The organism is Candidatus Pantoea formicae (genome assembly GCF_011752625.1).
Classification (GTDB): domain Bacteria; phylum Pseudomonadota; class Gammaproteobacteria; order Enterobacterales; family Enterobacteriaceae; genus Pantoea; species Pantoea formicae.
Genome location: NZ_VWXD01000001.1, coordinates 670,968 through 692,298 on the forward strand (window position 1 = coordinate 670,968; position 21,331 = coordinate 692,298).

The following is a 21,331-nucleotide window of genomic DNA, read 5'->3' on the forward strand; positions in this document are numbered from 1 at the left end:
TGATTATCTTGTTTTTGTTGATTTATTGGGTTACTTGAACTGAACTAAGCACTATATAAAGAGGGGTATTTTGCTAGGGTTCAAGGGGGCGCTATTTTGTTGACGAGTTTTCTTAGGTTACAATAGTTTCTTGTTGTTATGGTTTCACTTTGTGACTTAATAGTTTTTATATTCGCTAAGTGCTCTATGAAAGATGTAATAAGATGATTTCGACATTTATGATTGATGCTTAGTTCGAGAGTTGCCAGTCAACTCTCTGCTCAGCTAATTTATCGTTGATGAATTATTTTATCCGGTCAGTAAGTCATGCCTGTGAATCATCAGAGCGATTTCAGGTTGGCCTGAATTTGTGAATTAACATCTCTGATTACTGCTTTAGGTATCGAATCACCTAACGTGTTTGCATTAGCTTCAAATGAATTAGCCACTTCGCTGACTTCTTCAATAATAAGGTTCATGATTTTCTCACTGATATCAGCCGATTTTCCGGCTTTAACCAGAGCCTTTCGTGTAATGCGACTGCCATACCCTGCAACGGATGATTGATGCTGCCCACCCGGTCCGTTTTGGAAGGTGAGGTCATATGCAGGAGAAACCTGCCATTCTTCATTTTCGTTGAGAATGAAAGCAAAGTTTTTGGCGTGGTCATCCTGATTGTTCATGATCACATTAAACACCATGCGACGAGCCTGGACTTCTCGCTCTTTTGCTGAGCGTGTCACCATCGCGGTGGCACGTAATATATCGCTATAATCGAGGCAGGGCAGCCGAAAGTCTGCCTGCAATACTCCCGCCATACTCAGAATTGGCACACGCAAACCGTTGAAACGGTCGAATCGTTTAACGCCAAAAGCGGACAGGCCATTTCCCAGTGGAAACCAACGGCTTTCGGGGAATTCGATACCCGATTTTCGTGCCATAAGCGCATACACTTGTTCTAGTGCACAGACCCAAGCCGCCTCTTGGGCTGCTGGGAATTTAATCAACCAAGGATCACTGCCTAAAGCGGGTGTTGAACTTATCCTGTTGGTCGCGGGATTGAATTCTAGCAATGCTTTCGGACGCGCACCGTGTGGCGATCCGCCCAAACGTACCAACTCTGGCAATACTTCGGAGTCCAGTCCGGCCACTTCGACTTGTATTTCACGGGCGAGTAAAATCAGGTCATCAATAGTTTTAGGGTGATCATCATGGCCTGGCATGTCAACGACTGGACGATAAGTCAGTGCGCCCATCATGTTATTGCCCAGCATTGCCAGACGGTCCAGCGGGGAGAGCGTTGCGGGTTCGATATCATTGCGACGCAGTAAACGGTCCATCAATAGCCGCCCCCAGCCATCGGGTAGTGAATCGGCAATAAAACCAGGAATGCTATCTTGATGGCGTTCAAAATCCGCGTAGGTGGTATTCACCGGAGGGTGTAGTAATGGAGAAAATTCAATACCGCGTTGAATGCTCTGTTCTGAATATTCAAATAACCACTCACCGCGTTGTCTACCCGCAGCCAACACCCCCATGGTCCATTGTTCTCCCCATCCTTGATAGATAACATCCAGCCGTTGCAGAGGACGGTAATTCGAGTTCATTATTTCTACTCCTCGCGCTTCGTTTTTAACTCTGAAGAGGATTTTTTCCGTTTAGCAGCGCGTTGTCTGGCCGGTGCTTTGAGCGCTTCAACCTGAGCGATACTCAGTGCAGGTTGCACGAACAAATTCATCATTTCCCTCTCAAGACGTAATGCGAAAACGACTTTCACAAAGTTTTCCAACGTTACTTTGCCGTCATTTTCAAGCTTCTTGAGTGCCGATACCGATATCCCGGCTTTATCTGCCAACTCCTTTTGCAGCATATTGCGTCTTAGCCGGTGTGATTTAAGACGCCGCCCTAATTCTTCGATCATTGCAGATTCGGAAAATAAGTTAAGAGACATTATAAAAGCTCCTAAGCAGCAAAAATTTCTTTAAGAGCTTATAATAAAGCCATTCATTGAAATTGTCGAACTTGTTCACCACAAGAGTCTTTTAAAAAGCTCTAGATGTCATATGGGAGACCTAAGGGGCTTATTAAAAGCTTTAAGTATCATCGAAAAAGTTTTTAAATGCCTTTCTGATGCTTTGATTACGTTCAGCAACTGGCATTTAAGTGGGCGTAAGCGCGAGAAGTTAAGTCTGAATACTTCGACCGGTTCAAGCAAAGCAAAGAGGTCGAGTTTGGAAAAAACGGTAAGAACCGGCTGGATTGATCCAATCGGCGTTGCTACGCGAATTCTGCATAATGACACAAGGGATTACCCATGATTTTTTACGTAGCGATGCCGGTTGATTATCCAATCTAAGGGTTAAAGTGCAGCTTGATGAAACCGACATTATAAAACGGGCTTTCATAACCGACTTAAATTGATAGCAGCCTTGAAAGAACGGACAGATGGCCAGAGCATTGAGGCGCTGCGATATCTGCTAAAGCATGATGGGGTTTACAAGGTGAGTCTGACAGTCTGGCAGGCATTGAGTGAGAAAGGCGTGCAGTGCGCCGAACCGTAAGCGCATCCAGCTTCTGGAGAAGAGCATCAGCAAGCTAAAACGCTTTGGAGTTTGGCGGGTAGATATCACCGAGGGGGGTAGATGATGCCGATGAGCAGTTGAGACATGCTGACAGTACAAGACCGTGGAGAGCGGGTGACGATGAGGTGCAGCTTCTGGTGCGCATCTGGATACCTTATTTAACATAATCATGATTATGCGCATATAGATTGTGGTGGCTAAATTCAGATGTCCGCCTCTGGCTATATTGAGATGTCCGCTTTAACGTCCTTTTTCCAGGGTTTCCCGGCTGAGGACGCAACTGATGACGGCTTACGGTTCGGAGTGCTTTACGATGAATGAAGTTAACCGCCTCAAGATCCTGCAGGATGTCATTGATGGCAGGCTCACCACTTCGCTTGCATCACAACGACTTGGCCTCACGGACCGCCACTGCCGGCGTCTGCTTGCGCGTTATCGCGAGTCCGGGCCGCTGGCACTGGCGAACCGCCGCCGTGGATTGCGTGGTAATCGCCAGCTTGTGCCCGGCCTTGCTGAACTTGCTCTGGGCATCATCCGCGATAACTACGCCGACTTTGGTCCGACGCTCGCCTGCGAGAAGCTGGCCGAGCTGCACGGCGTGACGTTTTCTAAAGAGACCGTACGCAAGCTGATGATGCAGTCAGGACTCTGAATCCCGCGCAGGAACCGCGACCCCGCTACCGGCACGCCTGTGTCGCCGAGCTGATACAGATCGACGGCTGCGATCACCGCTGGTTCGAGGAACGCGGCCCGGCCTGCACGCTGCTGGTTTATGTGGATGACGCGACCAGCCACCTGGTGCAGCTTCATTTCGTCCGTTCAGAGTCCACATTCACCTATTTTTAATTGTGTATTCAACCGGCTGGATAAGGTTTGAAGTTTAATAAGTCAGACCTCCTACCTTTAAATTTACTAATATCTTCCAGTTCAAAAAATGCTATTGAAGCCAGTGGTTGACCATGCATATGGAATACTTGCTTTTCCCGATCTATTTTATAGGGTGCATAGGCATTGCTACCCCCATAATTGCCATTATTTGCCACTATCACCATTTGGTGCATATGGTAATGAAGTGCAAGAGCCATGTTATCAAATGTTTTTATGTCTTTATTTAAAGCTGTAATCGCAAAAACATCGGATTTATCTTTCAAGTCAGCAGCTAACTTCAAATCTGTTGCATCAAAACATATAGCTGCAGAGAGCCAGAGGGGCTCGTTTCCATTGATGCCTGACCAATCGTATCCTATCAACCACTGGCAAGGTCTAAATGATTGCACTAATCCCTTCTGCTCATAACTTTTCTCCATTGGTGCTAAGTGTTTCTTTCCCTGCCTTATCATCCTAATTTGTAATCCACGAGTGTTATGTTGTACTGGAATTACCCATAACGCCGAATTAACTAAAGGTTGCCCAGCAAAAACCTCTTCATAGGTGAGCCCAGTCAAAATAATTGTTTTATATGTTCTTGCAAAGGGTACAAGGTGAGTTTTAACGTCATCAGGATGGACTGAAAGCTCAGGCATAATCAGCCAATCTAACCTGTTATCCATGCTTTTATGCGTTTCCCTTAAAGCTAAGGCGCTTTTTACAGCGGCTAAAGCAGCAGATAAGTGTCTCCGATGCTTTATACGTAACTTTTCATCTGACATAGTTAAATCGTCTTCATTAAAATCATTCTTATCAGGAAAAACCAACTGAATTACGCAGCCACGTAATGGTTGAACGTCTTTTTGGAACGTTCTTGGTATATTAATTGGAACAAATGAAACACTTTCTCCGCCTAAATCTTTCAAATAATTAATTCGATTATTTATTTCATTTTTTGCCGATTCGATAGTGTATTCAATGTTATTTAAATCCTGATCGACCGTGCCTGGCCATCTCAATAGTTTGAAAAGAAACTCTTCCATCCATTCGGAAATGGGAAGCCAATCATCTCCAAATGCAGAATGACCATTGTAAAATCCATGTATGCGTTCATACCAGTGGCTACTTGGTGGCCGATATATATGGCTTGTTTCTTTCCAGTGCGGATTATGTACTGCCCTGGTAAAATCAGGCTGCGCAGTAAGAATGAAACGAATTAGGAAACCAAGTTGAAATCGCCAATATTCTTCTTGTTCCGCCCAGTAAGGTGGCCTGTATAACGAGTCACCAATTAAGTCTCTAGGTGATAATAGCACTTGATCCACATCACCCCTTCCAACATTTAGATGTACAGTGACATCAGAGGGAGTTATGGCGACTAAATCGTCGAAATCATTAAGGCTGGTAAGAAATAGCTTAGAAAATAAAAGCACATTGCGCTCAGTTCTTAAATAATTCTTGGTATCAGGTGAAAGTACAATTTTGCCTAAGGTACTTTGATTATCTTGTGAGGCATAAATTCCTAAATCTGCGCGGCTTCTTGGGGTTAAATATGAATTAATCCTATCGTTTAAAATTAGTTCCATTGCAAAATTAGGATCAAGGGAAAATATTTTATTTAATCTGGCGTGTGTTAATTTTGGTCTTACAGTCGCTACTGCATACTCAACATCAAAGTATGACCGACGAGCCAGTATTGCATAAGTCGCAAACTCATCTGACAACCAATTATCAGCTTCATTATTCAAAAACTTCAATAATCTACTGTATGGGCGTAATACCCCTTTTGGATTTTTTGGTAAACGGCTAATTCCTTCAGGCTTAGTCGCTAACATTAGATATGCTTGCTGCTTAAGATACCAAGGCAAATAAGTTTCCTTGGTTGTAATGACCCTTAAAGCCTCTTCTCTAAGCACTCGCCTGTATTCATCAACATCTACCGAAGAAGGTAATTGTTCACTATCACCTACGAAGCCGGTTTCAACTGCGCCTGCACGTAAAATTTCTGATAAACAATACCACGCAATTCTGCGCGGCATTTTTCTCGGCCCACCTTTTTGAGTATAAGGACGTATTAAGTCAAGAATGTTTTTGAGAATGCTAGCATCAGGCCAAAGGTCCAAAGCAATTCTCAACAAACGGACATTCGAAGGATCACTTACCCATTTAGATATAAGTTCCAATGAAAATGTTCGCATCTCATCATCGAGTTCACCGCGCGTCCTTACTCCTTTGAACTGACTTCCCGAGCCATCTGCTAATTCAAGCTCAGCAGATGTCTGCCAGAGTTGTGGTCGAAGTGAACGATATGTTGAGCGAAAGCGGCCTGCAGCAAAACGTTCTACGGTAGAATCACGTACGTCAGGTACTGGTCGAAAAGGATCGTGCTCATTTAAGCGCTGTGCATTTGCCAGACGTTCTTGACTGCGCATAAGAGATAAAACAGAGTCTAAAATCTCACCTCCAGCTATAGGGTCAAAACCTCCGGAAATGGCAGTCTGTATTCTCGACATTCTCTTACTTTGAAGAAGTATAGGTCTTTCTTCTGCACGAAATGCAGAAACAAGTGTTTTTTCTTGAGAAAGAATTAAGCCAGGTGCTGTCACATCCAATATACTTTGCAGCCATGAATATATCTTTGTCGTAAACTCTTCTACTTTTTCTTCTTTTGAAACTGACATAACAAATCTGAGATCATCGACATACCTAGAAGCGTCATGCAACCTTACTCCTGGGAGTATATCATTCCCTATAATCTCTCTAAGTTTAATGTCAAATTTAGTTAATATAGCATTTGAAAAGAACCCGGATGAAACAAGCCCCTGAGGAAGTACTATTGAGTTGAAGTCTTGAATTCCAGATAGTTCTGAATACTTAAGTGCATCTTTAATATCATCCTTGGACCATTTCCAAGAAAAAAAATTAGATGTAACTTCATAAAATCGAGGGTCATCTTCAGGTTTCTGAAGATACCTTAGAGCTTCCTGCATAAGAGAAGGAGTAACGCGGTCATAAAATTGTTTAAGGTCAGATTGAACTATAAAAATTCTCGGGTAATTATCGGAGATTTTCTCTGCTATAAATTCTGGTCTAGCAAGGAAGGTTTGATAATCCTCATAAAATCCTCTATAAAATTTACCTGATCCCCAGCGATGCCTGACTTTATTATTATTGAAGTCACTATATAATCGATTTCCATAAGAGATAATATGCGGTAGCTTATTGCTGTCCAGACGTGTTGATGGGTCACCTTGTATGCTTTCCAAGCGATCTGCAAGACACATCATCATAGCTGTTGCGATTACTTGATCTCTGAGATTTACATGTGCAAGGGGCCTTATTTTTATATCCTGAGCATGACTTCCACTGGGTGCCCAGCGACCATCTACATGCACTTTCCATTCTTGGCTTTTTGGTGCAGGTACTATTCTTATCGGGGCTGGTAATAATAATTCCCCCGATTTTATTTGTCGTGATAAATCAGATATGAATTCTTTCAGGTTTACTGCTGTTCTATCCAGTTCTAATGTGTCACTGAACCAATTGTGATATCTGATATAATTTGATGTTTTCTTCCATGCCTGAATCAGCACAGTTTCATCAGAGAGGCATTCTAATGAAGGAGTCAGAGAGTTGATTTTCACTTAATTTCCTGTTTGGTTGTTATCGAGTTTAAAAAATATTTATTATTGCGATTAGATTAAATGATGCACTGATGTTTTTTATCTTTTGATTAAATTCTTCCATGTATCAATAAGCTTTATGGGGTTTTAAATAGGCAAACATATAGTTTACAGTTATTGACTGATTCGGCAGTATTGTCATAATTCAAATGAATCTCATATTTTATAATGCATCCTATTTTGATAGTCATTAAAATAATACTTAACCCCTAAATGTTCAATTAATTTTATTTGTTAAATGAAATTAACTATTGGCATGGTGGGTTCCATCTTTTGATTCAAGCTAACTTTGCTAAATTGGAAGGATGCTTAAGTGCGAGTCTGAGATAATGCCTCATTAAATGGTAAAGAAACGTGAAGTGAGCAGCACTCTCTCCCCTTTTCGCTACCCTTGATAGTACGCCATCTCAAACTTGACGGGGGAATTTATCATGTCGATGCCTCATCCACACCTGAGTATACCAGTGCTGCTGTTGACCTTTTGCCTGATGCTGGCTGCCAGCACGGCTCAGGCCACCCAAACTCCGCTATTCCAATCTTTATCGCCTAAAGCCGCCGATCTCAATCAGTATCGCTGGCATAATCGCCCTTTAGTCATTTTTGCACCGTCTAAAACTGATCCTGCATATGTTGAGCAGATGGCGATGCTGGAAAAGCACAAATCAGAACTGGCAGAGCGCGAGATTATCGTACTGAGTGATACCTCACCCAATGAGAACGGAACGTTGCGTAAGCAGCTCAATCCTAAAGGGTTTGAAGTGGTATTGGTCGGTAAAGATGGAGGGATGAAGCTACGTGAAACAACACCCCTTAGCACTGAGGTGTTGCTGTCGACCATTGATAGAATGCCAATGCGTCAAGCGCGGTTGGATTAATCCATTGTACTCATATCAAGGGCTTACGCTTATTCGACATCCAGTCGTGAGCCCGTTTTATAGAAACGTTTCCCCGCAATATAGTGCAAACTGCGCATCTCTTCAGGAGCCTCTTCGAATAACCAGCGTCCTTCTTTGAAAACTCGGCTATCCGCCCAGGCCCCTTTAATTTCACCAATGAACAGGTCGTGATCGTTTTGATTCTGCTCAATAGGAATTAACTCGCAATACAGCCACGCGGCGCAGCCCGCCACCAAAGGCAGTTCGCTCGCAGGTAACTGGAAGAACTGGACGCCTGCAGCGGCCAACTTCTCTGACTCATCTGTACGTGAGTGAGTTCCGAGGTAGTGAACGAGCTGGGCCTGGCCGACCGTGGGAACATGGATAACGAATTTATGGCTTTGTTCAATCAGCTTGCGGGTAAACGTCGATTTATCCAGCACCACGGTCAGTTTTGCCGGCTTGAACTCTAGTCCACACACCCAAGAAGCGGACATCACATTATCAATCCCGTCATGGCGCGAAGACACCAATGTGGTGGGGCCATGGTTGATAAGTCGGTAGGCTTTTTCCAGCTCAACAGATTCAATATGAGGATTCATGGGTTGCTTCCATCGCTTAAGTTATACAGGGAATTATTGTCGCTTAGTGAAATTTAAAGCATAACGCTAAAAATTTTTATTTTTCTCAGCAATATTTCCTTCGCTCATTCGTCTACCTCATTACAAGGCGATTTCCGCTACTGTAATGAGGAACAACACAATGAGAGATTTTGATATGCGCGGACACCACCGTGGTCACTCTTTTGGCGGCCATCGTATGATTAAGCCCCTGCTGATCGGCGCGGTGATTATTGCAGCGCTAGGTTTGCTGGTGATGTCACTTTGGAATGCGATTCTTCCGGCGATCATCGGCGTTAAGAGTATTGGCTTCTGGCAGGCGATTGGGCTACTGGTGCTGTGTCGCATTTTGTTTGGCGGTTTAGGTTTCCGTCCGGGGATGTTTGGCATGGCGCGTCGTCGCATGCATGAGCGTTGGATGCAGATGACACCGGAACAGCGTGAAGAATTTATGCAGCATCGCCGGGAACGTTTTCATCATGGACGCCGTGAGCGCTGTGACTGGCATGGGCGTCGCGACGAGGCCCGCAGCCAACATGATGAAAACACGCCAAAATCCCCCGAAGCTGAGTGACACTGATGGCGCAGGATTCACTGCTGATATCCGCGTTAAACGCCTGCCGAGCCACATTGCGTGCTTTTATCCGTGGCCGCACGGCAGTGCGTGAAGATGCCGATGATATTCTGCAGGAAGTCACTTACAAGCTCATGCAAGTTGAGCAGCCGGTTGAAAATGTCGCCGCCTGGTTATTTAAGGCGGCACGTAACGAAATGACCGACCGGGCGCGTAAAAAGCGTGAACTTCCCTTTGGCGACCTATTTAAAGGTAGCGATGAAGAAGATTTTCCAGAAGATGAGTTAGCTGAAACCTTGTTCGGTGTGCCACAAACGCCGGAAGACGACTATCTCAAAACCCTGTTATGGGACGAGTTGGAACAGGCTTTGGCAGAGTTACCCGCAGCACAGCGTGAAGTGTTTGAGAAAACTGAGCTGCTGGATTACAGCTATAACAAATTAGCTGAGGAGATGGGTGTCAGCGTACAGACGCTGCTGTCGCGTAAACATAAAGCAGTATTGTACCTGCGAACACGTTTACGCAGTCTCTATGATGAACTCACTGCAGAATGAATAAACCCGATCATAATGATCGGGTTTATTTTATTACCACCAAGCGGCTTCTTCCTGAGGCTGCAAAATGTTCACCCCCTGCCCGATCTGAGGTAACGACAATTTGACTCGCTGTTCACTGGCCAGTGCGACGATTTGCTTGAAGGGATCGTTCCAATGGTGGAAGGCCAAATCAAAGGCAGCATTATGGATAGGTAATAACCATTTACCCTGCAGATCCTGAAAAGCCCGTATGGTGTCACTTGGCAACATATGAATATCTGCCCAGCGACTGTCGTAGGCTCCATTTTCCAGGCAAGCAACATCAAAAGGCCCGTATTTGTTGCCGATCTCTTTGAAACCGGTGAAATAACCGGAATCCCCGCCAAAGAACAGACGAAACTCATCCGTAATAATGCTCCAGGAGCACCACAGGCGTTTATTGCCATCAAATAAGCCCCGCCCAGAAAAATGCTGCGACGGCGTGGCGACAAAATGAATTTCACCCACATCGGTAGATTGCCACCAATCCAATTGCGTAATCTTTTCTTCAGCAACGCCCCACTTGGCCAGTAAATCGCCAACGCCTAGCGGTGTGAGAAAGTAACGCACGCGATCTTTCAGCTGCATAATCGTCTGGTAATCCAGGTGGTCATAATGGTCGTGGGATAAGATGACACCCTCAATGGTCGGCAACGCATCCAGTGCAATAGGCGCGGGTTGAAAGCGCTTAGGCCCCAGCCACTGGAATGGAGAAGCGCGCAAGTTGAAGACCGGATCGGTAAGCCAATATTTGCCTTTCAATTTGAGCAGTAATGATGAGTGCCCCAGACGAAACACACTGTTATCAGCTGCCGCAGCAAGTGTCTCGGCCGTGATCGGCTGCACAGGTAATTGCTGCTGCGGTACGGTTTCTTTCGGTTTATTGAACGCCAAATCCCAGAACATCTTTAAATATTCACCGAACTTCAAGGGCTGACGTGGCGCAACATTGGTGAAACGCTTGCCATCAAACTGCGCGGATTGCGGATAGCCCTTGATGGCAGCGCGGGAAATGCTTGAACAATTCAACATTGATCTTTTCCTGGCCGTGTTGGGTACATCAGAATAACGGTTTTTAGTGAATCATATATTGCATAACTGGCGTTTTGGTTTTGAATATTCTCCTTGAGATGACATTTGCACTCTCGAAGGTTAAAGTTTCTCTTTTGATTGATTTTGCGAGGGAAAATGAAACCTTTATTTGTGTATGGCACCTTACAACCTGGTCACTCAAATGCCCATATTCTCGAAGATATCGGTGGTGAGTGGCTGGCCGGTACAGTGAAGGGCATCTTTTACGAACGTGGTTGGGGGGCAGCAGCAGATTTTCCCGGCATCGTATTGGACACCAACGCCGGTTATGTCAAAGGTTCACTGTTCTTCTCGGATAACCTCACGTCACATTGGCCAATGCTGGACGCGTTCGAGGACGGTTATGATCGAGTGGATGTTGAAGTCACCACCCTCGAAGGCGAGAAAGTCACGGCGTGGATTTATCAGTTGCAGCCACAGCTGCGTTAATCTGCCCTCTTTTTTTCCAACCTAATTCAGGTGCTACGCCAAGGATAAAGTCACTGATAATCTGTTGATACTCGGCGTGGCTGAACTCATAGGGCAACTCCACGCGGAACTCGTCTACTTCGCGCAGAATCGGATCGTTAATTAACTGCGCGACAATTTCCTCACTGCTGCCCACAATATCCTGCGAGAAAAGAATGCGCTTCGGCCCCTGTGGCTCCAGAGTGCGCTGATAGCGGCTGGCAGCAAAATCCTGATAGCGCTTGATGGTGGATGGACTGGCACTGTCGGTAGGGATGATAACGCGGCCAGCTGCAATGCGCGGTCGATGGGTAGCGTCCGCTGCCCAATATTGTCTAAAGGTACGAATTAAGGCCAGTTGAGCGTCATGATAATCGAGGCTGACTTCTGCTGATGTGAGATTTCCGATCAGCAAATTGAACTGGTTTTCAGCGGCCCATTGAATAGAACGATGTGAGTTGCCGCCATACCACAGGCGTTGCGCGAGTTGAGGTGCGGCGGGCTGCACTCTGGGCCGCTGGCGATTACCGGGTGAAAGGATAACCGTCTCATCATCGCCAAAGTAACGTCCACGGATGTTGAGTTGTAATCGTTTAAGGCGTTCATAGCTGAAGTCCTGCTGCTGCCAGTCACCGTGAAACACCTCATCGCCAATCAGCTCAACGTGATTGGGCGTACCTGCACTTAGCCCGACATTCAGCCTGCCAGCGGATAATACCTCCACGGTCATAAGGTCTTCCGCCAGACGAAGTGGGCTTTCATAGCCCATTTGAATCACAGCACTGCCTAATTCAATCGTTCGCGTCCGCTGCGTGGCGGCAGCCAAAAATACGCTGGCGGAAGAGACGCCATGCTCCAAGTGACGTTGACGCACCCAAGCGCCGTCATAACCGAGTTGTTCACCCAAAACGATTAATTGTAAGGTCTCTTCCAGCCCCTGCTGTGGCGCATCATCCGCATAGTTGCCTGGTGTAAGAAATGAAAGGTGTGAGATGTTAACGGACGGCATGACTATTCTTCCTTTATCGATCAACATCCACAAATTATGACGGTGACCCTTTTAAGGAAGAAATAACCTATTCAGCATTGGTTATCTGATTATTCACTCATCTCACGCTCTCCGAGATGCCAGATTTTCTCTGCATAACGGCCTATCAGTGCGAGTGAGGCCGCGAGAACCAGGAAGAATACAACCTTGTGTAAACCATCCCAGAAATATTCGAAATAACGGGTATACAAATTAATCGCCAGAAATGTGATGCCAAAACGACGCAGCATGCTGTCATCGGTTTTTAATCCAATACCGATACAAACTCCTGATGCCAATGCGAACAACAGTGCCCAAGGCAGCAGCGCCAGGCGGCTGGTGTCGTACCAATTGTCGATATCATAGTTGCCAAAAATCGACATAATCCATAAAGCAATAAACAGACAGGTCAGACCCATGACTTTGCTGACGGTAAACAAATGACGTTTAATCAACACAGGTTGCAACAAGAAGCACAACAGCAGTAAACCCGCACCGAAGAAAATAAAACGAATCGGGTAATTCATGCCTAACCAATACGCGCCCCAGCCAGACATATAACCGGTTTCGGCGCCGAACGCGTTAGCGAGAGAGAGCAGAAAGAACAGCCACACCAAACCTGAACGCCCAAAATAACCGATCAAGCCATACAGCACCGATCCTGCAAGAAATAGCGGTGCAATATTGCCACTGCCGTTATCCAGCATCACGCCAATTTGCCAAAGTGCAATGGCGGAACTGAGCACGCCAAGAAACAATATGGCTTCAGTACTGTAATGCCACTGTTTTTCCTGATGTTGACGAGTGAATCCCCAACCAAAAAACATGATGGCTAAGATAAGGGGAAGTCCGATACGTGCTACTGACGAAAAGGCAAACCATGCGAGGATTTGTGCCAGTAAATCGCTGTCAGAGAAGAGACTGCCGAAGGCAATAACGATACAGGCTAACGCTGTCCAAAACGCATATTGGCTCAGTCTTCGCCAATCAAACACCACTCGCGTCAAGGTTCCGGCTAAACGCTGATGATCCTCAGTGGTGATCGCCCTTTCCTGCTGCCATTGTGCCAACGCCTGACGAATAATCTTTTCCTGCTTACGTGTGACGCGCATATCTCTTCCCTGCTGTGGTGGTTGCCGCACATTAGCACGTATCACGCCAGGCTAAAATTAATACAAACCGCGTAATGGAGCATTGAGATGATTAAACTTTGCACCGCTTGTAGCACCTCCTACGAAGATGATGCAAGCATCCGACATTGTAAGATTTGCGAAGACGAGCGCCAATTTGTGCCGGTGAGTGGGCAGCATTGGCTGGCACTCTCTGATTTGTGCGCTACCCACCAAAATAAATGGCAGCAACATCAGCCAGGATTATTTAGCTTACAAACAGTGCCAGCTTTTGCCATCAATCAGCGTGCATTTTTATTACAAACCGTGCATGGCAATATTCTGTGGGATTGTATTGCCAACTTAGACTCAGCAACAGAAACCCTGATTCAGGCTTTAGGCGGTATTCACGCTATCGCGATTTCACATCCTCACTATTACAGTACGATGCAGGATTGGGCAGCAACGTTTAATGCTCCGGTATATTTGCATGCGGATGATCGGCAATGGATTATGCGTCAAAGCCCGTATATTCAGTGCTGGCAAGGTGACGAACTGGATATCATACCGGAGGTTAAACTGTTGCGGCTGGGTGGGCATTTCGCAGGTGGATCGGTACTTCACTGGGCAGAGCGTGGTGGCATATTGCTGAGTGGCGATATTGTGCAGGTGGCACCAGGCGCCAATACGGTTTCCTTTATGTGGAGTTATCCCAATATGTTACCGCTCTCAGCCTCTGCCCTGCGCACACTGGTTCACCGCCTTGATAAGGTGATTTTCTCGCAAATCTTTGGTGCTTTTGCCGGACGAGAAATTACCCAAGATGCTCAGCAGATTGTCAGACAGGCAGCGGCGCGTTATCTCAACTGCCTGCGATGAAGTTTATTTCGCTAATCCGGTATTGACGCGTTTGCCAATCTCTTTGAGCTGTGAATACTTTTCAAGCAATGCTGGGCCATCATCAAGACTCATGGCAAACATCCATAAATAGGTCATCACGGAATAAATGTGCCCTGCGCTCATTCCGCCTTTTAGCGCCATCACCGTAATCGTAATGCCAAACAGCAGTGCTGAGGCAACACCAATCGATAAGTAACTCATCGCTTCACGATCGGACAGACGGATGCGCACCCTTGCCAGGAAATGATAATGCCGATGCAGTTTCTGTTCTCCAGCACTACTAACAAAGCCCACTTCCCGTTCAAGCCTGTCGTTCATACGCGCAATTAACGCTTCGTTAGTGCGTGTGTAATGCGGCAGAAAGCCAGCGAACAGCACCAAAATTGTCAGGCAAACTAAGCCCGCCCAAGGTTCGATGGTCAACAACATCACCACTGCACCACACATAGATGCGGTAGAGGTGATCAGCATAGGCAGATGTGTTTCGAAAAAATCAACGAATTGTCGTGACAGCGTCACCCTGGCAGCAATGGCAGAATGGCTATGCGCCTCTTCGCGCTGCGCAAGGATCACAGGCACTGCAAGACCTGCGTAGATCCGTGCAAAAGTTCGCGTATCCATGGTGCGACGTGCGGCACCAATCATCCACATCACCAATACCAAACCGGCATAGAAAAGACCATGTAGTGCGTGGCCGTGCATGATGGCGTTAATCGCAAACCCCGCCAGTAGTGGATAAAGCAGATAAACCACATTTTCAGCGATGACCAGCATGAGCGTCAGAAGTAGTTTTTTCTTGTTTCGTTTTGCCAGCACTTTCAGGGTATTGAGGGCGCTGTGTGACGCCACGTTTTCGAGGTTTTCAGGTATGATTTGCATAAGATTAGGTTCAAATTGAGCTTTTGAGCGATTGCTCAAAAGTGGTGAAATTGTATTTGAGCGGCTGCTCAAAGTCAACGGTGGTGGTGATGAAAGAGACAACAGCGGAGTTGCGTGAAAAGATCCTGGACACAGCGGTCGCACTGTTTATTGAAAAGGGATTGGAGAATGTGAAAACGCGCGAGTTAACGACACAACTCGGCCTGTCACGCAGCCACATCTATCACTATTTTCCCGACTGGGCGACCTTGTGCCTGGAAGCCTGTGGCCGATTTGCGCAGCGTGATTTGCAGGTATTTACCCGGGATATTGAACAACTGCCCTTCACTGAACGCCTGGAAGCGTTTATCAGTAGCTATTTACCGCAGGAACCGGATGCAGTGTGGCAGCTGTACAGTTCTCTTTGGCGTAAAGCGACAACTGAAGCGGCGTATGCGCAATTGGCCACGCAATTGACACAACATTGGCAAGCATTGATGGCGGGAATCATAGAGGATGGCATCAGTACAGGTGCATTTCGTGAAGCAAATGCCCAGCAGGTGGCACGTCAACTCAGCGCCATGTTAAATGGCTATGCGGATTTACTGATTGTGGTGCAACAGACTGAAGCGCGGGAACAGGCGATAAACGATTTACGTGCCTTTATTAAACTCGCGCTTTAAGTTGCCGAACTCTCTGTTTCAGGAAGTGGTTAATGAATTATCGGTGGTGGCGACAAAATAGGCATCGCGTTTTTCAATCGTGACACCGCGATCGCGCCAATAGGCTGCCATGTTGAAAAACGCATCGCTGGTGAGATTGAAGCCAATAATAACTGAAGAGTGCTTACCGCTACTGAGAAACTTGTTCAACTGCTCCATGTTCAACGCTTTAACAGACTCCATCATCTTCTCCCGATCTATAACAAGATAATCTGCATCAACAGATTATCTTGTAAGTATCAGGACGCACAATGCAGTTATATTAATATTACGTTCTGCGAAAATTACAATGACATTCGACGAACCTCACCCCAACAACCCGCAGAAATACTGATAAATGAGATCGATCTCAAGTTGAGATAAAGCCCAAGATCGCAACTCCGAGCCTGAAATCTTCGGTTTTTCTAAATTATTTCCTGTTGGATATATCAGCAAAACACAATGTCAGTCACGGGGATTAATTACTAAAAAGTATGATTGAGCGATTTTTTGAGCTGCATGAAATTCAAGCGAACGCGCTCCCAATGGATGTACAGACGTCCAGACGTATATTATAGTCCTTCCCCTACGTTTCTATGGGACCTGTGTCATGAAAAAAATTGTGCTTTCCACCCTGCTCGCTGCTGCCGTTTCCCTGCTCAGCGCATGCGATAACCAAAAAGATAATGCCATCAAAGTTGCGATTAATACCGGACCTGATGAGGCGATCTGGCAGACTGTGAAGCAGGTAGCGCATGATAAGTATCATCTGGATGTCGATGTCGTTGCATTTAACGATTACGTGCAGCCAAACGAGGCGCTGCGCAATAAGGATGTTGATGTCAACGCCTTCCAAAGCCTGCCTTACCTGGAAATGCAGTCAAAAGAGCGCGGCTATAAATTTGCTGTCGTCACCAACACCTTCGTGTTCCCGATTGCAGGATACTCGCGCAAGATTAAAACCCTGGCCGAGTTGCCTGAGGGTGCTACTGTCACCATTTCTAACGAAGCGACCACTCTGGGCCGCAGTTTGTTATTGCTACAAGCACAAGGTCTGATCAAAGTGAAGCCGGAAGCAGGTCTGCTGCCGACAACACTGGATATCACAGACAATCCTAAGAAGCTGAAAATCGTTGAAGTCGATACCCCACAGTTGGCACGCACGTTAGACGATCCGCAGGTTTATATCTCGATCATCAATAACAACTTTGCTGCGCTGGTGAATCTTTCTGCCTCGCGTGACGGCATGTTTATGGAAGGCAAAGCCTCACCATACGTGAATGCCATTGTGGCGCGTGAAGACAACAAAGACAGTGCCAACGTGCAGAAATTGAAAGAAGCTTTCCAGTCACAGCAAGTGCTGGATAAAGCTAACGAGATTTATAAAGGCGATATTATTAAAGGCTGGTAATAGCCTATTATAGGGGCGTCCTACAGGACCCCCCTATAAAGGCTTGACTGAAAAGGTTTGGTAACAGACCGCTCAACTGACAATCATCATGTCATATCAGTATTTCGCGTTGAGGTTATTTAAAATCCACTTCCATTAATTCCGCAATGGTTGCATCTTTCGTCGAGGTGACGCAGCGATGCAGATAATCAGTGAATTTTGACGATGGCGGCATGCCCAACTCCAGCAATTTATCATTGCTGAAAACCACATTGAGCTTTGAAAAGTGGCCATAGAGATTCATCGCTCTCAGCACAATACGCTCGTTGCAGGGGCCAAACAGAGACGAGAAGCTTTTCTTACTTTCAGCCAACTCCCGGTAGTTGACCTTTTGATACGTCTCTGCCACTGGAATCTGACCTGAAGCCTTTGCCATCGCTTTATCAATTTCGGCAAAGGTCACACTGCTGTGGAGTCCAGCAGAAATATGAATAATACTTTTATCGACGTTCTCGGCGGTCAGCAATAATTCCAATGCATCTGCGCAGTAATCTACTGGCACCACATCAATGCGGTCCTCCAGTTCACACATGAACTTACCCAGCGTAAGGGCCATGCGGAACACCCAGAAAATACTCGGCGAGGGGGTGCAGCCGTGATCGGAATGGCCAACCACGATAGAAGGCCGAGCAATGACCAGTGGCAAATTCGGCAGCGATTCGGTCATCATTTTTTCTACCGTGGCTTTACTCCAGGTGTATTCCACAATGTGCTGATCGCGCAGCGTATTCAATTCGCTTTCGGTCACCAAGGTATTGGCTTCGGGGGCGCAAGACATGGCGGTCCCTACGTGAATGAATCGCTTTAAACCACTCACCAGGCTCATACGGCGGGCAAACTGGAACGTCCCTTCTACGTTCACTTTCCAAATATAAGGGTTGGTACCAAATGAGGCGACGGCGGCGCAGTTCATCACATGTGTCACCGCATCCAGTCGCGCATCGTCCGTGAATCGTTCCGGCTCAGCCAAATCCCCGATTAAAATATTTTCTGCAGTTAACGTATTCAGCAAACTAGCATCCACACCGAACTTGGCCAAATTCCCTTGAAGCCGCGTCAATCCTTCGGACGGTGAATCACCGCGCACCAACAGGAGCAAACGGTTATTTTCTCTTTTCTTTAATAAATTCACGGTAACCGCGCCGCCCAGGAAGCCAGTCGCGCCAGTAACAAGAATCGTATTCATAGTGTCGATCTACAGGTCAGTTTTGATCAAAAGGATTGCGTCGAATGTAGAACAGGCAAGATAAATGGCGGATAAATGTGTTTGGGTGGTGGTGGGAAAAATACGTTCCGGTTAGTAACCGTTTAACTGTGATGAATTTATGATCGCCAGTCGTCAGTTTGCTTCTGATTTATCGACTATTCTGAGATCAAAAAGTAAACCGAGATATAAAAATGTCGTAAAAATTTCACTGCCTGGCGTAAAAATGCAGTGCATAAAATCGCCACCTGCTATTCACCTGGCAGGGAAAAAGGTATGTTCGCCATCATACACAGCCATCGCTGCTCCACGCTGAAAAGAAACAGGAAATCTATGAGTCAGACCGAGAAACAATCTCTGCCTGCTGGCATGCTGGCCGCCGCAGGGATCGTGTTTGGTGATATCGGTACCAGCCCGCTGTATACCTTGAAAGAGTGTCTTTCAATCTTGCCAGATGGCTCTCTATCCACCGTCGCCGTCATGGGCTTCTTATCGCTGATTTTTTGGGCGCTCACGCTCATCGTGACATTGAAATACGTCTGTTTTGTCATGCGGGCCGACCACGACGGCGAAGGCGGCATTTTGACGCTGATGTCATTGGCTCGCCGCAATGTCAGCCCTAAAATCGGCCATATTATTGTGTTAGCAGGTCTCACCGGTGGGGCATTCTTTTACGGTGACGGGATTATCACACCAGCGATATCCGTGTTATCCGCGATTGAAGGGATGGAAGTCGTTTCACCGCATCTGGACAAGTTTGTCGTTCCCTTGGCGGTTGTGATTCTGACTCTGCTGTTTATGATCCAAAAACATGGCACTGAGAAAGTCAGTAAAGTGTTTGGCCCCGTCATGTTTATCTGGTTTGTCTCGATTGGCTTATTAGGGATTCGCGGGATCGCGCTCAATCCCACAGTGCTCCACGCTCTCAGCCCTTCCTACGCCCTGACGTTTTTATTGACGCATAAGGCGCTGTCCTTTGCCGCGCTGGGTATGGTGGTGTTGGCAGTGACGGGTGCCGAAGCACTGTATGCTGACATGGGGCACCTTGGTAAAGCGCCAATTCGTATGGCCTGGCTGGTGATAGCGATGCCCGCGTTGGTGCTCAACTATTTTGGACAGGGCGCGCTGGTTATCGCCGACGCTAAAGCCATCAATAACCCTTTCTTTAACCTTGCACCTGGCTGGGGGCAGATCCCGCTCATCGTACTCTCAACGCTCGCCACCGTTATCGCGGCACAGTCTGTGATTTCTGGTGTTTACACCTTGACGCATCAGGCGATTCGCCAAGGCTTCCTCCCCCCGATGCGTATTGTGTTTACCTCACATACCGAATCCGGGCAGATCTATATTCCGGTTGTTAACTGGCTGCTTTTTGTTGCCGTCACCGTGATCGTGCTGGCGTTCCGACAATCTTCAGCCCTCTCCTCGGCGTACGGTATTGTGGTGACGGGCACCATGGTGATAACCGCTTGTCTGGCTGGCGTGGTGGCGCTGCGTAACTGGAAATGGCCGCTACCGCTGGCATTGGTATTTCTCATTTGTATGCTGACCATTGATATCCCCCTGTTCGCCGCCAACTTGATGAAGTTGTTATCCGGTGGATGGGTGCCGGTGGTCATGGCACTGACCATGATGGGGTTAATGCTGATCTGGAGCACCGAGCGTAATCGATTAATTAAGAAGTTGAATAACGACCCTGAAAGCCTTCAGGCATTAGTGAAGTCACTGGAAACTAATCCGCCGAGTCGCGTGCCGGGAACGGCGATTTTCCTCGCTCGTAAAGAGTTTGAGATCCCACAAGCCCTACTGCATAACCTCAAACATAACCGCGTGCTGCACAAACGCGTGGTGCTGCTAAATATTCGTACCACCGATACCCCGCGCGTGCACAACCAACAACGCATCACCATTACGCAGTTGTCACCGTCATTCTGGCAAGTCACGGCGGCATATGGATGGCGTGAAGTGCCTTCAATGGCTGAGGTACTGCATTTATGTGGTTTAGAAGGTTTTGGTTGTACCGTCAATGAAGCCTCGTTCTTTACCTCACACGACACACTGGTGATGAAAAAGCGCAAAGGTTTGGCGCGAGTTAAAGGTGGCATCTTCCACTTCTGCCAACGTAATGCGTTACGGGCACATGAACAATTCAACATTCCACCGAATCGAGTGATCGAGTTAGGTGGACAACGCGAGTTTTAACAAAATGGGGCGTCTGCTGCGCCCCAACTGTTTAAATAGCCTGCCCTAAATGTAAGCAGATGAAAAAATATTCCCTAAAGTTTATCAGAGTTGTGGCTGAACTTTTCTTAACAACTAATTAGCAATTAAAGCTAAAACGCATAACCTCAAAAGGTGTTTATTAAGCCTACCGGCGCCGATTACCTGCCGTGCGCAACTGCCGGGTTTAATAAATCAATCATCAACAATAAAACGTGTCGCTTCGAAATCGGCTCAGTTGTTATTTTGAGGAGTAAGACCATGAAAGAACTTATTAACGACGTGATTTCTATTTTCACACCGCAAAATGTTAAACCAGTATTAGTCCGTGCTGACCTCACTCATCGCGAACTCTCATCCATTCACCCAGTCGGCTTCACTTCAGTGAGCTGGGCCACGTCGATGGAAGAGTTGACTGACGCGATAGTCAAAAAGACGCTAGCCGCTGGCGCTGTTGGTTATCACATTACGGATGTTGAATCCCATGAACCTGGCCATGATGGTCAGCATGTGATGGCAGCGACTGCCACGCTGTACCACATTAACAGCAAAGTGGCGTACGGCTGAT

Annotated in this window: 19 protein-coding genes and 1 pseudogene; 10 read left to right on the forward strand and 10 right to left on the reverse strand. The window is 46.6% G+C overall.

The window, feature by feature from the left end; genetic code table 11:
* Positions 1–320: 320 nt before the first annotated feature.
* Together F3J38_RS03280 and F3J38_RS03285 are read right to left on the reverse strand one after the other, a co-directional pair.
* Positions 321–1,586: a type II toxin-antitoxin system HipA family toxin gene (locus F3J38_RS03280; RefSeq protein ID WP_167135041.1), complete on the reverse strand. Its 1,266-nt coding sequence runs from the start codon at positions 1,584–1,586 to the stop codon at positions 321–323.
* Positions 1,587–1,591: 5 nt separating this feature from the next.
* Positions 1,592–1,930, reverse strand: a complete 339-nt coding sequence (locus F3J38_RS03285) for a helix-turn-helix domain-containing protein (protein ID WP_167135043.1) — start codon at positions 1,928–1,930, stop codon at positions 1,592–1,594.
* Between the two features lie 914 nt (positions 1,931–2,844).
* Between F3J38_RS03285 and F3J38_RS03290 the strand changes: the two are divergent.
* A pseudogene (locus F3J38_RS03290) lies at positions 2,845–3,404 on the forward strand (helix-turn-helix domain-containing protein); the annotation flags it as partial.
* An 11-nt stretch (positions 3,405–3,415) separates the two neighbouring features.
* On the opposite strand, the gene F3J38_RS03295 reads toward F3J38_RS03290, so the two are convergent.
* On the reverse strand, positions 3,416–7,072 hold the full coding sequence (locus tag F3J38_RS03295; RefSeq protein WP_167135045.1) for an RNA-directed DNA polymerase: 3,657 nt from the start codon (positions 7,070–7,072) through the stop codon (positions 3,416–3,418).
* 470 nt (positions 7,073–7,542) lie between these two features.
* Here F3J38_RS03295 and F3J38_RS03300 point away from each other — a divergent pair, with 470 nt between their 5' ends.
* A complete protein-coding gene (locus tag F3J38_RS03300; RefSeq protein WP_167135047.1) occupies positions 7,543–7,986 on the forward strand; it encodes a DUF4174 domain-containing protein in 444 nt (147 codons plus the stop codon).
* 29 nt (positions 7,987–8,015) lie between these two features.
* On the opposite strand, the gene F3J38_RS03305 is transcribed toward F3J38_RS03300, so the two are convergent.
* Positions 8,016–8,588: a flavin reductase family protein gene (locus F3J38_RS03305; RefSeq protein ID WP_167135049.1), complete on the reverse strand. Its 573-nt coding sequence runs from the start codon at positions 8,586–8,588 to the stop codon at positions 8,016–8,018.
* 160 nt (positions 8,589–8,748) lie between these two features.
* Here F3J38_RS03305 and F3J38_RS03310 point away from each other — a divergent pair, with 160 nt between their 5' ends.
* Positions 8,749–9,180, forward strand: coding sequence for a hypothetical protein (locus F3J38_RS03310; protein WP_167135051.1), 432 nt, complete (start codon positions 8,749–8,751; stop codon positions 9,178–9,180).
* Positions 9,181–9,185: 5 nt separating this feature from the next.
* Positions 9,186–9,734, forward strand: coding sequence for an RNA polymerase sigma factor (locus F3J38_RS03315; protein WP_167135053.1), 549 nt, complete (start codon positions 9,186–9,188; stop codon positions 9,732–9,734).
* 33 nt (positions 9,735–9,767) lie between these two features.
* On the opposite strand, the gene F3J38_RS03320 is transcribed toward F3J38_RS03315, so the two are convergent.
* Positions 9,768–10,787 (reverse strand): MBL fold metallo-hydrolase, encoded by a 1,020-nt coding sequence (locus F3J38_RS03320; protein ID WP_167135055.1) that lies wholly within the window; start codon positions 10,785–10,787, stop codon positions 9,768–9,770.
* A 156-nt stretch (positions 10,788–10,943) separates the two neighbouring features.
* Here F3J38_RS03320 and F3J38_RS03325 point away from each other — a divergent pair, with 156 nt between their 5' ends.
* Positions 10,944–11,276 carry a gamma-glutamylcyclotransferase family protein gene (locus F3J38_RS03325; protein ID WP_167135057.1) on the forward strand — a complete coding sequence of 111 codons (333 nt, stop codon included), beginning with the start codon at positions 10,944–10,946 and terminating at the stop codon, positions 11,274–11,276.
* On the opposite strand, the gene F3J38_RS03330 is transcribed toward F3J38_RS03325, so the two are convergent.
* A complete protein-coding gene (locus F3J38_RS03330; RefSeq protein ID WP_167135059.1) occupies positions 11,236–12,303 on the reverse strand; it encodes an LLM class flavin-dependent oxidoreductase in 1,068 nt (355 codons plus the stop codon). The genes F3J38_RS03325 and F3J38_RS03330 overlap by 41 nt on opposite strands.
* An 89-nt stretch (positions 12,304–12,392) precedes the next feature.
* Positions 12,393–13,433 (reverse strand): DUF2157 domain-containing protein, encoded by a 1,041-nt coding sequence (locus F3J38_RS03335; protein WP_167135061.1) that lies wholly within the window; start codon positions 13,431–13,433, stop codon positions 12,393–12,395.
* Positions 13,434–13,520: 87 nt separating this feature from the next.
* Here F3J38_RS03335 and F3J38_RS03340 point away from each other — a divergent pair, with 87 nt between their 5' ends.
* A complete protein-coding gene (locus F3J38_RS03340) occupies positions 13,521–14,309 on the forward strand; it encodes an MBL fold metallo-hydrolase (RefSeq protein WP_167135063.1) in 789 nt (262 codons plus the stop codon).
* 3 nt (positions 14,310–14,312) lie between these two features.
* On the opposite strand, the gene F3J38_RS03345 is transcribed toward F3J38_RS03340, so the two are convergent.
* Entirely contained in the window at positions 14,313–15,209 is an 897-nt protein-coding gene (locus tag F3J38_RS03345) for an ABC transporter six-transmembrane domain-containing protein (RefSeq protein WP_167135065.1), read from the reverse strand.
* Positions 15,210–15,298: 89 nt separating this feature from the next.
* On the opposite strand from F3J38_RS03345, the gene F3J38_RS03350 reads away from it, so the two are divergent.
* Positions 15,299–15,871 carry a TetR/AcrR family transcriptional regulator gene (locus tag F3J38_RS03350; RefSeq protein ID WP_167135067.1) on the forward strand — a complete coding sequence of 191 codons (573 nt, stop codon included), beginning with the start codon at positions 15,299–15,301 and terminating at the stop codon, positions 15,869–15,871.
* Positions 15,872–15,889: 18 nt separating this feature from the next.
* Here F3J38_RS03350 and F3J38_RS03355 read toward each other — a convergent pair whose 3' ends face one another.
* Entirely contained in the window at positions 15,890–16,096 is a 207-nt protein-coding gene (locus tag F3J38_RS03355) for a hypothetical protein (RefSeq protein ID WP_156149360.1), read from the reverse strand.
* Between the two features lie 403 nt (positions 16,097–16,499).
* Here F3J38_RS03355 and F3J38_RS03360 point away from each other — a divergent pair, with 403 nt between their 5' ends.
* Positions 16,500–17,300: a MetQ/NlpA family ABC transporter substrate-binding protein gene (locus F3J38_RS03360; protein WP_045832522.1), complete on the forward strand. Its 801-nt coding sequence runs from the start codon at positions 16,500–16,502 to the stop codon at positions 17,298–17,300.
* Positions 17,301–17,415: 115 nt separating this feature from the next.
* Here F3J38_RS03360 and F3J38_RS03365 read toward each other — a convergent pair whose 3' ends face one another.
* The gene (locus F3J38_RS03365; protein ID WP_167135069.1) at positions 17,416–18,525 is read right to left on the reverse strand and encodes an SDR family oxidoreductase; all 1,110 of its coding nucleotides are present in this window, start codon (positions 18,523–18,525) and stop codon (positions 17,416–17,418) included.
* A gap of 351 nt (positions 18,526–18,876) precedes the next feature.
* Here F3J38_RS03365 and kup point away from each other — a divergent pair, with 351 nt between their 5' ends.
* Together kup and F3J38_RS03375 are read left to right on the forward strand one after the other, a co-directional pair.
* Complete coding sequence (gene kup / locus F3J38_RS03370) at positions 18,877–20,745, forward strand: low affinity potassium transporter Kup (protein WP_045815558.1); 1,869 nt, start codon at positions 18,877–18,879, stop codon at positions 20,743–20,745.
* 279 nt (positions 20,746–21,024) lie between these two features.
* Positions 21,025–21,330, forward strand: coding sequence for a YdgH/BhsA/McbA family protein (locus F3J38_RS03375; protein ID WP_045815559.1), 306 nt, complete (start codon positions 21,025–21,027; stop codon positions 21,328–21,330).
* Position 21,331 lies beyond the last annotated feature (1 nt).

What these genes read in the sequence shown, in the direction of transcription:
- F3J38_RS03340 (WP_167135063.1), top strand. Translation starts at nt 13,521, where the DNA reads ATGATTAAACTTTGCACCGCTTGTAGCACCTCCTACGAAGATGATGCA.
- F3J38_RS03280 (WP_167135041.1), bottom strand. Translation starts at nt 1,586, where the DNA reads ATGAACTCGAATTACCGTCCTCTGCAACGGCTGGATGTTATCTATCAA.
- F3J38_RS03335 (WP_167135061.1), bottom strand. Translation starts at nt 13,433, where the DNA reads ATGCGCGTCACACGTAAGCAGGAAAAGATTATTCGTCAGGCGTTGGCA.
- F3J38_RS03355 (WP_156149360.1), bottom strand. Translation starts at nt 16,096, where the DNA reads ATGATGGAGTCTGTTAAAGCGTTGAACATGGAGCAGTTGAACAAGTTT.
- F3J38_RS03345 (WP_167135065.1), bottom strand. Translation starts at nt 15,209, where the DNA reads ATGCAAATCATACCTGAAAACCTCGAAAACGTGGCGTCACACAGCGCC.
- F3J38_RS03330 (WP_167135059.1), bottom strand. Translation starts at nt 12,303, where the DNA reads ATGCCGTCCGTTAACATCTCACACCTTTCATTTCTTACACCAGGCAAC.
- F3J38_RS03315 (WP_167135053.1), top strand. Translation starts at nt 9,186, where the DNA reads ATGGCGCAGGATTCACTGCTGATATCCGCGTTAAACGCCTGCCGAGCC.
- F3J38_RS03305 (WP_167135049.1), bottom strand. Translation starts at nt 8,588, where the DNA reads ATGAATCCTCATATTGAATCTGTTGAGCTGGAAAAAGCCTACCGACTT.
- F3J38_RS03325 (WP_167135057.1), top strand. Translation starts at nt 10,944, where the DNA reads ATGAAACCTTTATTTGTGTATGGCACCTTACAACCTGGTCACTCAAAT.
- F3J38_RS03285 (WP_167135043.1), bottom strand. Translation starts at nt 1,930, where the DNA reads ATGTCTCTTAACTTATTTTCCGAATCTGCAATGATCGAAGAATTAGGG.
- F3J38_RS03350 (WP_167135067.1), top strand. Translation starts at nt 15,299, where the DNA reads ATGAAAGAGACAACAGCGGAGTTGCGTGAAAAGATCCTGGACACAGCG.
- F3J38_RS03310 (WP_167135051.1), top strand. Translation starts at nt 8,749, where the DNA reads ATGAGAGATTTTGATATGCGCGGACACCACCGTGGTCACTCTTTTGGC.
- F3J38_RS03360 (WP_045832522.1), top strand. Translation starts at nt 16,500, where the DNA reads ATGAAAAAAATTGTGCTTTCCACCCTGCTCGCTGCTGCCGTTTCCCTG.
- kup (WP_045815558.1), top strand. Translation starts at nt 18,877, where the DNA reads ATGAGTCAGACCGAGAAACAATCTCTGCCTGCTGGCATGCTGGCCGCC.
- F3J38_RS03375 (WP_045815559.1), top strand. Translation starts at nt 21,025, where the DNA reads ATGAAAGAACTTATTAACGACGTGATTTCTATTTTCACACCGCAAAAT.
- F3J38_RS03365 (WP_167135069.1), bottom strand. Translation starts at nt 18,525, where the DNA reads ATGAATACGATTCTTGTTACTGGCGCGACTGGCTTCCTGGGCGGCGCG.
- F3J38_RS03300 (WP_167135047.1), top strand. Translation starts at nt 7,543, where the DNA reads ATGTCGATGCCTCATCCACACCTGAGTATACCAGTGCTGCTGTTGACC.
- F3J38_RS03320 (WP_167135055.1), bottom strand. Translation starts at nt 10,787, where the DNA reads ATGTTGAATTGTTCAAGCATTTCCCGCGCTGCCATCAAGGGCTATCCG.